The organism is Achromobacter marplatensis, assembly GCF_002209535.1.
In the GTDB taxonomy this organism is placed as follows: domain Bacteria; phylum Pseudomonadota; class Gammaproteobacteria; order Burkholderiales; family Burkholderiaceae_B; genus Achromobacter; species Achromobacter marplatensis.
Genome location: NZ_NJIG01000007.1, coordinates 134,992 through 147,179 on the forward strand (window position 1 = coordinate 134,992; position 12,188 = coordinate 147,179).

A 12,188-nucleotide genomic window follows, 5' to 3' on the forward strand; every position below is an offset into this window, starting at 1 on the left:
CCTTTCAAACTGGTGTTGCTGAAAACCGGCAGCGGTGAACCCGCCGATACAGAGAAATTCAAGCTCTACGCGCAATGGCGGCGTTCAGGCCCAAGGCGATCAGTTCCGCCATGGCCGCCACGACGCCAATTGCCCAAATGGCGCCAGCGCCCAACACGGTGGCCCCCAGGGCGCTGCCGATTGAAAATCCGAAATACATCGTCGAGGTGTTAAGCGCTAGCGCAACGGGCGCTTGCGAGGGGACGCCCGCGCCGATAAGCCGTGCCATCTGCGCGGGAAAGAATGACCACACGGTGAAGCCCCACACAGCCACTGCGACCATCACCAGACCCAACGAAACTCCCGATGGCAGCGTCGTTGCAACGGCCAAAGCCAGGAACGACAACGCCAACAGCACGAGCGACCCGCGCACCACCGTGTCAGCCCCGAAGCGATCATTGAGGACCCCACCCGTCATGACCCCAGCCGCTGCACAAAGCCCCCAGAGCGAGACAGACGCTGTGATCTCCAATGGACCAAAGGCCAACACGGCGCTCAGATACTCGGCGATATACGGGTAGGCAGCAAAGGCGCCGATCGACCAGAACAGGCTGACCGCCAGCAAACGCAACACGGAACGCTGCGCCACCACCGAGACACGTTCGCGCAAACTGGCCACCGCGATGCCCTGCCCCGCGTCACGGTCGATGCCAGTCAAAATGCCTGCAATGGCCACCAGGCTCATCGCGCCGACCAGCAGAAAGGTTGCCCGCCAGCCGAACGCGTGGCCGATCAGTCCGCCAAGCGGCAGGCCCAATGCGATGGCCAATGTCTGCCCCCCGCTGACAATGGCAAGCGCACGCCCCCGCATCGTGGGTGGGACGATGACGCCGGCCAGGCCATTGGCGGCGGGCACATATAGCCCCGCCGCAATGGCCATCAGCACGCGCGCGGCGATCAGCACGGTGAACGACGAAGACAGCGCGGCCACGACGTTGCCAATGGCGAACAGAGCCATCGCAATCAGCAGCACCTGCTTGCGCGCCATGCGGCCGGTGGCCACGGTGGTCACCGGCGACGACAATGCCAGCACCAGCGTGAACACGATCACCAACAGGGCGACCGTGGGAACCGGCAGCGCAAAGTCCTTCGCCATGACCGGCAGCAAGGGCGCGATCATGAAGCCTTCGGTGCCAATGGCGAACGTTCCCAAGGCCAGGAATCCCGCCGGCAGCAACACCGTGCGCGAATCGTCGGCAAGCGTTGCGGTCATGACGCAACTCTCCTAAAAATGCAGTCTGTGCGGGCGCAAGCCCGACTATCAGGCGTCTTAGACGGGGATGGGATTGGCGGCGATTTCAGTGTTGAAACCGTCAATCAGCGCATGTTCACCAATGCCGGGGTTGTCTCGCAGGGCACGAATCGCCTCAACAAACACTTCCGGTGCGTCGGTCGCCAGCCCCTTCATCGTTTCGGCGATAAAGGCGTCCAGCGGCATGGCGCGAGGGTCACCGCTCTTTTTGATCAGGTCGGTGTCGACCCACGGAGGCGCGATTTCCTGGACGCACACGCTGGTGCCTTTGAGCATGAAGCGTTGCGACAAGGCATACGAGTGCAGCGCCGCCTTCGAAGCGGAATAGACGGCATTGGTGGCGATAGGCACGTAGGCCAGAACCGAGGTGTTGTGAATGATCGTCGCGCGCGGCTGCGCCTTCAGATGTTCGATCAGCGCAGAGGTCAGCCGGATCGGGCCAAGCAGGTTCGTGTCGAGAATCTGGCGCGACACGGCATCATCGATCCGGCCCGAAGGATCGTCGAACGGCATGATCCCCGCATTGTTGATCAGTACATTCAGCGTCGGGTAGTCGCGGATCAGTTGCGCGGCAACGCGGTCGATGTCGGCCGCATCCGAGATGTCCAGGGCGACGCCCTCGATCCCCGGACGGGCCGCCGCCACTTCATCCAGCAGCGCCTGACGGCGCCCGGCGATGATGACCTTGTTACCCAGGGAATGAAACTGTTCGGCAAGCGCGCGGCCAATGCCCGAGGTGCCGCCCGTGATAAAGATTGTGTTGCCCGTCATCTGCATGATTTGTCCTTGTGTTGCGCCTGGATGGCGCCTTCGATGGACGTACTATGCGCGGGTCGGGTGAAGTCTCAAATGCCATAGATCCGGCAAAAACGGACACGGGTTATAAGCAGGCCGCCCAAGGTCAGTCAGGCGGCGTCGCGGTCTTGCATCGACACCAGGCTCCGCTTCACGCTGGCCGGGGGCTGACCAAGGTTGCGCAGGAAGGCGCGCCGCATTCGGTCACGGTCAGCAAAACCCGTGTCACGCGCCACGATTTCCAAAGGGTGACGACCGTCTTCCAACATGACGCGCGCAGCCTCCAAGCGCAGCATTTCCACGGCTTTGGCCGGAGACCGCCCGGTTTCTTCGCGAAATACCCGGCTGAACTGACGCGGTGACAGGCTGGCAGCCTCGGCAAGCTCTTCGACAGACAAGGGATTGCGCAGGTTTTCACGGGCGTAGGCCAGCGCGCGCTTTACCCGGTCAGAGCGAGGCTCCAGCGCAAGCATCGCCGAAAATTGCGATTGCCCGCCGTGGCGACGATGGTAGACGACAAGCCTACGAGCCAGTGCCCGGGAAAGCGCAGCCCCATGGTCGTCCTCGATCAGCGCAAGCGTCAGGTCGATGGCCGATGACATTCCCGCCGACGTCCAGATGTTGCCGTCACGGATGAAAATTCGGTCCTCTTCGACCCTGACCTTCGGAAAGCGCGCCCGAAGCGCCGGCGCATGCGCCCAGTGCGTGGTGGCAGTACGGCCGTCAAGCAGACCGGCGTGCGCTAGTACAAAAGCGCCTGTGCATACCCCAGCCACCCGGCGGGCTTGTTCCCCCGCACGGGCGAGATACGCACGCAGCCCGGGCGAAATATCCTGGGGCGCCAATTGGCCGGCAACCATCAGGGTATCGGGTATGACACCTAGCGGCGTCGTTTCGATACCTGCGTTCATGGACGACCTGACCGTGCCGCCTTTTTCAGAGAGCACCGTCAGCCGATAGCCTTTATCGCCCAGCTCAATATTGGCGAGCTCAAAGGCAGAGAGCGCCGCCAAACCCATCAGCTGGAAGCCATCTTCCAGGATCAAACCAACGTGCCGCATCATGCTTCCTTTTCAGGCAATGAAAGATCAGCTTAATCCGGCACGGGGAACGGCATCCACGTTGTTGAAAAATATCGGCCCACTTTGTTGCGCCATCTGGACGTCGAAAGCCATCCTTCGTTATTCCTGTTTCCGGCAATCGCGCAGCAGCGCATAAAGCCCCGCCGCACCAAAAGCCGCCATACCCAGGCCCACGCTGACGAACAGCCCGGTCTGCGTGGCGGCGATCAGCCCCCCACCCAACGCCACCACCGTGCGCGCCAAGGCCCCCGCCAACGGTACGGCCATCTTTCCGGTGCCTTGCGCGGCGCAGTACTGGGTGAATCCAAGCCCGAAGAAGCCAAAAAAGGGGCCAACATGGCGCAGGTAAACGCTTCCCGTCGCCACACTTTCGGGGTCCGTCAAAAACGCGCCCAGCCATAACTCGGGCCATATCGCAACCACCAACCCAATAGTCTCAGCAACGCCGAACCCCAGACAGGCTGCGATCAACGCGGCGCGGCGTGCGCGATCGATCCTGCCCGCCGCCGCGTTGGTGCCAATCAGGATCGCGGCGGGCCCGCCGATGCCGAAACTGAGCGGCACCAACAAGAATTCCAATCGCGCAGCCGCGCCGTATCCGGCCACGGCCGCCAGACCGTACGCCCCAACGTAGCCGGTAACGATGGCGATGGTGAGATTGGTACTTGTCGCGATAAGGGCCGACACGCCGCCGACCTTGAGAATTTCGGCAAATAGCCGACGTTGCAGCCGCACCGGTCTGGCGGCCGGCTGCAGCACCCCTTGGCCACGCCAAAGATATATTGCGAAAACCAGGCTACCAACGGCGTAATACAAAACCATTGCCAACGCGCCGCCTGTCACGCCCAGCCCCTGAAAGCCTGCCGCGCCAAAGATCAGCAGCCACGATACCGGTATCAGGATGACGCCACCGCCGCACACCACCCGCATCGGCAAGCGCACATTGCCACTGCCCCGAATGACCGCCAGCAGTGCATTGAACAGCCATATCAGCGGTGCGCCGCCAAAGACGACGGCAGCATAGTGGTCGGCGTGCGCAAGCGCTTCGCCGCTAGCTCCCATGGCACTGAACGCCGCGGAGCCAAAAGCCAAGACGAGCCCTGCCGTGACAAGCCCAAACGCCACCGCAATGGCGACAGCATGCCAAACCAGCGCGTTGGCTTGCACGCGGTCGTTGCGCCCCAGCGCCCGCGCAACCGCGCCAAGCATTCCCCCACCGACCGCGCCGGTCGCAAGCGCCGTCGTCAATGCCAGCAGTGGAAACACAACCGACACGCCAGCGAGCACGTCTTCACCGAGCTGGGAGAGAAACCACACCTCCATCAGTCCGACAAAGGTTTGGCTGAGCATCACCAGCAGTGTCGGGCCGGCAAGCGACAACATCACAGGCAAAATCGGGGCGGTCAGCAGGCGCTCGGTCTGGACGTCACGGCTGCGGGAATCGGTCTGCGCGGTCATGACGGCACTCGAAGACGGTTCTGGGCGAGCGCAGAATAGGCCAATGTCGTGTTGGCGGGAATGTCGAATACACGGCAATTCGCGCCATGCTGAGAGTCAGATGCGAAACAATGGGGTCAGGCTGGACTCACCCGGATTTCCCCGGTTGCTCAAACCAGCCCACATCTGACTCATGCGCCCACGCGCTGAAGCGTCTTCAGTTTCAAGCCATGTGCAGTAGCAGCTTGCCCACGGTGAAACGGCTTGCCATCTCTACGGGGGGCCCTTGCGGCTTCGGCAAGTGGATACTCGCCTCCGATAAGCACTCTGAGCTTGCCTTCGGCTATCCAATCGAACTTCCGCTACGACGGTAATCGGCCAGATGCGGACGCTCGCAAGCGGCTTTCCAAAGCGGCCCTTCGCGCAGCTCAGACTGAAATGCATCATCGACGCCTAGGGTTCTGCAATCTTCGAGCCCGTGAAGCATCACTTCCAATCTGCGTGTGGAAACCAGATCACGACTGAGCAGCGACAGGAACTCGAAATGGCGCTCCCAGCCGATTGAACGCGTTCATCGCGGCGATCGTGATCGTGAGGTCAACCAGATCCTTGGGCGCGAATTGTGCCGAGGCGGCGGCATACGCCTCTTCAGACGCGTGCGTCTCGCTGACACGGGTCACCTCCTCAGCCCAGGCCAGCGCGGCGCGCTCCTGCTCAGAGAATAAATGGTGCACCTCGTCCCATACCGGTACCAAACTGATCTTGTCGATCGACATGGTTTTTCTTAGATCGCGACTGTGCATATCGATGCAGTGTGCGCAGCCATTGATTTGCGAAACGCGGAGGAACACGAGGTGCACGAGTTCCTCCGGAAGGTTCGTCCTTCTCGTGACGTAGTGGTGGATACCGAAAAGTGCCTTTGCGCCTTCAGGTGCGATCTCTTGCCAGTTCAAACGGGTCATCACAGTCCTTTGCTGTTGTTGATGACTTTCGGATCGCGGCCAGCGCGCCCCGAAGGCCGCCTATCGACTTCGACCGCGATCCATGTCATAAGCAGACGTTACTCCACCGGCTGTTGGAGAAACAGGCCCAAAAACTGCCGAAACGACTGACCCAAGATGACTGACTTAAGTAAGTTCGATGCACTGTCGATTCAGGTGGACCGAGCCGCCGTCGCGGCAATCGGCGACCAGATCCATGCGAGCCTGCGACAGGCGATCCTCGACGGCCGGCTTGCGCCAGGACAGCGTTTGCCTTCCGGTCGAGACCTCGCCGCGCAGCTTGGTGTCGCGCGCGGCACCATCCGCGTGGCATACGATCGGCTAATCGCCGAGAACCTGGTATTCGGCGCCGGACCCGCTGGAACGCGCGTAAGCGCTCGGCCGCCTACCATCGAAGCGGTCGACGCCTTGCCAATCGACAGACCTTTGGCGGCTTTCAACCGTCCATTTTCGAGCGCCCCACGGCCGTTCCAAATGGGCGTACCCGCTCACGACGCGTTTCCGGCCAAGCTCTGGGCCCGCATGCGAGCGCGTGCCCTACGCGACGACGCGATCACTGACACGGCCTACGCTGACCCGCGAGGCGAACCCGTGCTGCGGGCCCAGATCGCGAGCCACCTTGCCATCAGCCGGCAAATGCAATGCCATCCCGATCAAATCATCGTCACCGGTGGATACCGGCAGGGCCTGCTGCTTGCCCTCACGGCGCTACGCGCTCAGGGGCGCAAGGCGTGGATCGAAGAGCCAGGTTATCCGCTGGGTAGGCGCGGGCTCGAGCTGATCGGCGCCACCCTCGAACCTGTGGCCGTTGACGCCAAGGGGCTGCGCGTGGACGATGGCATCGCCCGGGCCCCAGACGCCATGCTGGCACTGGTCACCCCAGGCCAGCACGCACCGCTAGGCGTGACCCTATCGCGCGCACGAAGACACGCCTTGCTCGACTGGGCGGCGTCAAGTGGCGCCTGGATCATCGAAGATGACTATCTCGGAGAACTTCAGCTCGACGGTCGGGCGGCACCGGCCCTCGCCTCAGGCGCAGGCGCCGAGCGTGTGATTCACATCGGGTCGTTCAGCAAAACGCTCAGTCCGGCGCTCGGCCTCGGGTTCGTCGTCGCCCCACGTTCGCTGGCGGAGCGTCTGGTCGAGGTCGCCGCCGTGTTGGCCCCGGCTCCGAACCGGATCGCCCAGTTGGCTGTTTCGGAGTTTCTATCCAATGGGCACTTCCTGCGGCACCTGCGGCAGATGAAGGCTCTCTATACCGAGCGCCGCAACCTCGCGCTAACGCATGTAAACAGAGTTCTGCCGGGCACGCTAGCGGCTGGCCTGGGCGTAATCGCACCGCTCCCACAGATTGCCGACGACATCGCCGTGGTGCGTGCCGCCCGCGCACATGGCCTCGCGCCCTCGGCGCTCTCCGCTTGGCACCTTAGCCGCGGGCACGCGCAACGTGGCTTGCTACTCAGCGTGACCAATCTACACCCCGACAACATAGAAACCGCATGCGCGACGCTTGCAAGAATCGTTGCATCTCATTAAATCGTGGGCCGCATATCCCCGTGGATCATGCACCCGGCGTCGGAGCGTCCGGTTCTCGCGGATAGTGACCTCTGCGGTCGGCGGCGAAGTTCCGCCGACGGCCACGACCTGCCGGTGCAGAACGGCAGGTCTCCGGCTCTTCAGCGTGGCCGGCGATGCCTCTTGGCGGCTCGGTCTCAGTCAGTGGCCCACGATGCCGCCATTAGCCTTCTAGTGTTCCAGCCGATTTATATCTCGCAGCCATGGCTTGTTGGCAAAACGCCACTTGGTGACCATAATCTGCCTTACAAGAAAGGGAGAGGTCATGCGAATTCGCAAAGTTCAGATTAGCAATCTGAGAGCCATTGCTGACGCGACTGTTGAGTTTGACGACTACACCTGCCTGGTCGGCGCGAACGGCGCGGGCAAATCGACTGTCCTGTTTGCCCTCAATGTCCTGTTCCGCGAAACCGACGCTCAGGGCAATCCCCTCACCGTCTTGGCGGAGGAGGACTTCCATCGTCGAGATACCAGGAGGCCCGCCTCGGTGACCGTGTGGTTTGACCAGCTGTCTGCCGAGGCGCAAGAAGACTTCAAGGACTACTACCGAAACGGTTTCCTGGTCGTCACAGCTGCAGCTACCTTCGATCAAGCGAAGGGCAAAGCCGAGATCAAACAGTTGGGGCAACGCATGGCGATGGCCGAGTTCGCAGAGTACTTCGGACGAAAGGGCGACGGTGCCAAAGTTGCCGAGTTGAAAGAGCTCTATACGGGCCTGCGTGCCAAGTTTCCGGATCTCAATGCAGCTACGACCGGCCCGGCAATGGAGGATGCACTGCGTACCTTCGAGGCAGCCAGGCCAGACTTGTGCACCTTGATCCCAAGTGAGGATCAGTTTTACGGAGCGACCAAAGGGCAGGGCCGACTCCAGCGGCATATCCAGTGGGTGTACGTGCCCGCGGTGAAGGACGCGAGCACGGAGCAGGCGGAGGGAAAGGCGACGGCGCTGGGCAAGTTGCTTGCGCGTACGGTGCGTGCCAAGGTCAACTTCGCCGAGGGATTGAGCGAGCTCACCCTGGCGGCCCGGCGCAGCTACCAGCAGCTCCTTGACGAGAGCCAGGAGCAGCTGTCGGAGGTGTCTTCGGCCTTGAACGCTAGACTCGCCCAATGGGCACATCCGGAAGCAAGCCTCCGGCTTCAATGGCATCAGGATTCGGAGAAATCCATTCGCGTCGAAGATCCGTTCGCGCGAGTTCTGCTGGGCGAGGGCGAGTTTCAAGGTGAACTGGGTCGCTTCGGCCATGGTTTCCAGCGCTCCTATCTTCTTGCCCTGCTGCAGGAACTGGCCAACGCCGACACCGGCAGCGGTGCGCCCAAGCTCATCTTGGGTTGCGAGGAGCCTGAGCTGTATCAGCACCCGCCGCAGGCGAGGCATTTGGCGGGTGTTCTCCAAGAACTGGCCAACACGGGTTCGCAGGTCATGGTGTCGACTCACAGCCCCCTGTTCGTCGGCGGCGATTCCTTCGAAAGCGTCAGGCTGGTGAGGCGCGACGCGGCTTCCCATGCGACATCTGTTTGCCAGCCAACGCTGGCTACCATCGGCGATGCGATTGCGCACGCACTCGGCGAACAGCCTGTCGCGGAACTGGCGACGCTGTCGAAGATCTATCAGCTTCTTCAGCCCCAACTGGCCGAGATGTTTTTCACGCAACGCCTGGCACTAGTAGAAGGCATTGAGGACTGCGCGTACATCCATGCATGGTTGGCGCTCAAAGACCGCCTGCTGGAGTTCCGTCGGCGCGGCACCCACCTGGTGCCTGTAGGCGGAAAGAGTGAGTTGTTGCGGCCGGCGGTTATCGCTCGGCACATGGGCATACCGCTGTTCCTGATTTTTGATGCCGACGGCGACAAGATTGCGAACGAAGCCCATCGGCGAAATCACGAGCGCGATAACAAGTCTCTTTTCCGGTTTCTGGGTGTTGACGATGCGAACTTGTTCCCTGACGAAACGCTCTGGTCTGGCACGCATGCGATCTGGCCCAAGGAGCTTTCCGACTGCGTCGATGCGGATCTCCGGCAGTCCCTCGGCGATGAAGTGTTTGAGGCGGTGAAGAACAAGGCAGCTGTGCGTTGCGGTCAAGCGTCGGGCGCTAGAAAGCACACGATGATGGTGGGCGCGAAGCTCGCCTATGCTGTAGACGCGGGCGCGTCGTCACCTACGTTGGACCGACTATGCGATCAGCTGATCGCGTTCTAGCAGTTGCAGTCGTGTGCGGAGTGACCCCTTTGAGGCATGAAGGCCGAATGGCTGACTGGCCGCTCAGGGTCGAGAGCGGCCAGTCGTCGACGGCCGCTAGCCCCTAGTGCTCTCAGACGCGCAGTCCCCAACTCCGGCCGGACAGTGCCTGGTGCGCATCAAGCTAATCGGTGCACCAAAAAGAGGGCCGCTCTGCGGCCCCTTTAACGCCCTAGCAACCGATGAATCCATCTTCGCCACACAATTGGTGAAGATATGGCGCGTTCGACTCGCGACCGACTTTATTTCTCGTTTTCAATGGCGGCCGGCCCAGTCCTTACATCACTCCACCGTCACGCTCTTGGCCAGGTTGCGCGGCTTGTCCACGTCGGTGCCGCGTGCGCAGGCCGTGTGGTACGACAGCAGTTGCAGCGGGATCGTGTGCAGGATCGGCGACAGCTTGCCATAGTTCTCCGGCATGCGGATCACGTGCATGCCTTCGGCGCTTTGGATCTTGCTGTCGGCGTCGGCAAAGACGTAGAGCTCGCCGCCGCGCGCGCGCACTTCCTGCATGTTGGACTTCAGCTTTTCCAGCAGCTCGTCCTTGGGCGCGATGGTCACAACGGGCATGTGCTCCGTCACCAGCGCCAGCGGGCCGTGCTTCAGTTCGCCGGCCGGATAGGCTTCGGCGTGGATGTAGCTGATTTCCTTCAGCTTCAGCGCGCCTTCCAGCGCGATCGGATAGTGCATGCCGCGGCCCAGGAACAACGCGTTTTCCTTGGAGGCGAAGCGGTCGGCCCACGCCATGATCTGCGGTTCCAGCGCCAGCACCGAACCGATGGCCACCGGCAGGTGGCGCAGCGCCTTCAGGTGCTCGGCTTCCTGCTCGTCGGTCAGGCGGCCGCGCACTTGCGCCAGCGTCAGCGTCAAGAGGAACAAGGCGGTCAGCTGCGTGGTGAAGGCCTTGGTCGACGCCACGCCGATTTCAACGCCGGCGCGCGTGATGTAGGACAGCTTGCACTCGCGCACCATCGCGCTGGTGGACACGTTGCAGATGGTCAGCGTGTTTTCCATGCCCAGCGAGCGGGCGTGCTTCAGCGCTGCCAGCGTATCGGCCGTTTCACCGGACTGCGAAATGGTCACGACCAGCGAACGCGGGTTGGGCACGCTGTCGCGGTAGCGGTATTCGCTGGCGATTTCGACGGCGACGGGGATCTTGGCGATGGACTCGATCCAGTACTTGGCGGTCAGGCCCGCGTAGTAGCTGGTGCCGCAAGCCAGGATCAGGAGCGAATCGATGTCCTTGAAAATCTTGAAGGCATCATCGCCGAACAGTTCGGGCGTGATGGCTTCGATGTCTTGCAGCGTATCGCCGACGGCGCGCGGCTGCTCGAAGATTTCCTTCTGCATGTAGTGGCGGTAGGGCCCAAGTTCGGCGGCGCCGGTATGCACGTGCACCGTGTGGACTTCGCGGTCCACGTTCTTGCCGTTGGCGTCCACGATCCACACACGCGACAGCTGCAGATCGACGACGTCGCCGTCTTCCAGGTAGATGATCTGGTCGGTCGTGCCGGCCAGGGCCAGCGCGTCGGAGGCCAGGAAATTCTCGTTCTGGCCCACGCCCACCACCAGCGGCGAGCCTTGGCGCGCACCGACCACGCGGTGCGGTTCGTCGCGGCAGAACACGGCGATGGCGTAGGCGCCATGCAGGCGGCGCACGGCGTTTTGCACAGCTTCGAACAGGTCGCCGGCGTACAGGTGGTTCACCAGGTGCGCGATGACTTCGGTGTCGGTCTGGCTTTCAAACACATAGCCCACGGCCTGCAGCTCGGCGCGCAGTTCGTCGTGGTTTTCGATGATGCCGTTGTGGACCAGCGCAATGCGCGGCTCGTCGTTGCCCAGGCGCGAGAAATGCGGATGGGCGTTGTGCGTGGCCGGCACGCCGTGCGTGGCCCAGCGGGTGTGGGCGATGCCGGTGAAGCCTTGGACCTTGTCCTCGGCAACCTGCTCGGCCAATTCAGCCACGCGCTGCGTGCTGCGCGTGCGGCGCAGATGGCCGTCGGCGTAGACGGCGACGCCGCAGGAGTCGTAGCCACGGTATTCCAGCCGCTTCAGGCCTTCAACCAGGATCGGGGTGATGTCGCGCTGGGCGACGGCGCCAACAATGCCGCACATAGGAGAGACTCCGCTAAGTTCGTGTACCGACGCATTGTGCGCGACCCGCCAAGAAATTTGATTTCTTTATGTGGCCAAAAATGGAATTTAATTCTCTTACATAATTGTGATTAAATAATATTTCTTCCAGACGACGATTTTGAATTAATAATGCAAAACATGCCGATTTCGCTACCGGAACTGGATGATCTCGACCGGCGCATTCTTGAACAGTTACAAGAAGACAGCGCGCTGACCAATCAGGATCTGGCCGCGCGCGTGCATGCGTCGCCCCCGACCTGCCTGCGGCGCGTGCGGCGGCTGGTGGACGAGGGCGTGATCGACCGGCAGGTCGCCATCCTGGCCGCCGAGAAACTGGGCAGCACGCTGACGGCGATCGTGGAGATCACGCTGGACGTGCAGGCGGCGGAAAGCCTGGATGCGTTCGAGCAAAGCATGCTGGCCGAACCCGCGGTGCTGCAGTGCTACCGGGTGTCGCCGGGGCCGGATTTCGTGGTGATCGCGCAGGTCAAGGACATGCCGGCCTATCACGCGCTGGTGCACCGGGCCTTTACTGCCCAGGCCAACGTGCGCAACGTGCGTACGTTCTTTTCGGTGCACCGCGCCAAGTTCGAGACGCGGATCGACGTGCGGGGGTGATGCCGCGGCGGGTGGCG

General features: G+C 62.2%; 9 protein-coding genes. 3 read left to right on the forward strand and 6 right to left on the reverse strand.

Going from position 1 to position 12,188, the window contains the following annotated elements; genetic code table 11:
* Positions 1-58: 58 nt before the first annotated feature.
* The 5 genes from CEY09_RS18000 to CEY09_RS18020 form a co-directional block, all read right to left on the reverse strand.
* A complete protein-coding gene (locus tag CEY09_RS18000; RefSeq protein ID WP_088589717.1) occupies positions 59-1,252 on the reverse strand; it encodes an MFS transporter in 1,194 nt (397 codons plus the stop codon).
* 57 nt (positions 1,253-1,309) lie between these two features.
* Positions 1,310-2,068, reverse strand: coding sequence for an SDR family oxidoreductase (locus CEY09_RS18005; protein WP_088589718.1), 759 nt, complete (start codon positions 2,066-2,068; stop codon positions 1,310-1,312).
* Positions 2,069-2,196: 128 nt separating this feature from the next.
* Positions 2,197-3,147, reverse strand: a complete 951-nt coding sequence (locus tag CEY09_RS18010) for a GlxA family transcriptional regulator (RefSeq protein WP_088589919.1) — start codon at positions 3,145-3,147, stop codon at positions 2,197-2,199.
* Positions 3,148-3,267: 120 nt separating this feature from the next.
* The gene (locus tag CEY09_RS18015) at positions 3,268-4,626 is read right to left on the reverse strand and encodes an MATE family efflux transporter (protein WP_088589719.1); all 1,359 of its coding nucleotides are present in this window, start codon (positions 4,624-4,626) and stop codon (positions 3,268-3,270) included.
* Positions 4,627-5,120: 494 nt separating this feature from the next.
* Positions 5,121-5,567: a carboxymuconolactone decarboxylase family protein gene (locus CEY09_RS18020; protein WP_088589720.1), complete on the reverse strand. Its 447-nt coding sequence runs from the start codon at positions 5,565-5,567 to the stop codon at positions 5,121-5,123.
* Positions 5,568-5,723: 156 nt separating this feature from the next.
* Here CEY09_RS18020 and pdxR point away from each other — a divergent pair, with 156 nt between their 5' ends.
* Entirely contained in the window at positions 5,724-7,142 is a 1,419-nt protein-coding gene (pdxR, locus tag CEY09_RS18025) for a MocR-like pyridoxine biosynthesis transcription factor PdxR (protein WP_088589721.1), read from the forward strand.
* A 304-nt stretch (positions 7,143-7,446) separates the two neighbouring features.
* Positions 7,447-9,378, forward strand: coding sequence for an ATP-dependent nuclease (locus CEY09_RS18030; RefSeq protein WP_088589722.1), 1,932 nt, complete (start codon positions 7,447-7,449; stop codon positions 9,376-9,378).
* 321 nt (positions 9,379-9,699) lie between these two features.
* On the opposite strand, the gene glmS is transcribed toward CEY09_RS18030, so the two are convergent.
* Entirely contained in the window at positions 9,700-11,532 is a 1,833-nt protein-coding gene (gene glmS, locus CEY09_RS18035) for a glutamine--fructose-6-phosphate transaminase (isomerizing) (RefSeq protein ID WP_088589723.1), read from the reverse strand.
* Between the two features lie 150 nt (positions 11,533-11,682).
* Here glmS and CEY09_RS18040 point away from each other — a divergent pair, with 150 nt between their 5' ends.
* Positions 11,683-12,171, forward strand: a complete 489-nt coding sequence (locus tag CEY09_RS18040; RefSeq protein WP_006226720.1) for an Lrp/AsnC family transcriptional regulator — start codon at positions 11,683-11,685, stop codon at positions 12,169-12,171.
* Positions 12,172-12,188 lie beyond the last annotated feature (17 nt).

Bases quoted from the DNA above. Each gene is read 5' to 3' on its own strand.
- CEY09_RS18000 (WP_088589717.1), bottom strand. From the start codon at position 1,252: ATGACCGCAACGCTTGCCGACGATTCGCGCACGGTGTTGCTGCCGGCG.
- CEY09_RS18005 (WP_088589718.1), bottom strand. From the start codon at position 2,068: ATGCAGATGACGGGCAACACAATCTTTATCACGGGCGGCACCTCGGGC.
- CEY09_RS18010 (WP_088589919.1), bottom strand. From the start codon at position 3,147: ATGCGGCACGTTGGTTTGATCCTGGAAGATGGCTTCCAGCTGATGGGT.
- CEY09_RS18015 (WP_088589719.1), bottom strand. From the start codon at position 4,626: ATGACCGCGCAGACCGATTCCCGCAGCCGTGACGTCCAGACCGAGCGC.
- CEY09_RS18020 (WP_088589720.1), bottom strand. From the start codon at position 5,567: ATGACCCGTTTGAACTGGCAAGAGATCGCACCTGAAGGCGCAAAGGCA.
- pdxR (WP_088589721.1), top strand. From the start codon at position 5,724: ATGACTGACTTAAGTAAGTTCGATGCACTGTCGATTCAGGTGGACCGA.
- CEY09_RS18030 (WP_088589722.1), top strand. From the start codon at position 7,447: ATGCGAATTCGCAAAGTTCAGATTAGCAATCTGAGAGCCATTGCTGAC.
- glmS (WP_088589723.1), bottom strand. From the start codon at position 11,532: ATGTGCGGCATTGTTGGCGCCGTCGCCCAGCGCGACATCACCCCGATC.
- CEY09_RS18040 (WP_006226720.1), top strand. From the start codon at position 11,683: ATGCAAAACATGCCGATTTCGCTACCGGAACTGGATGATCTCGACCGG.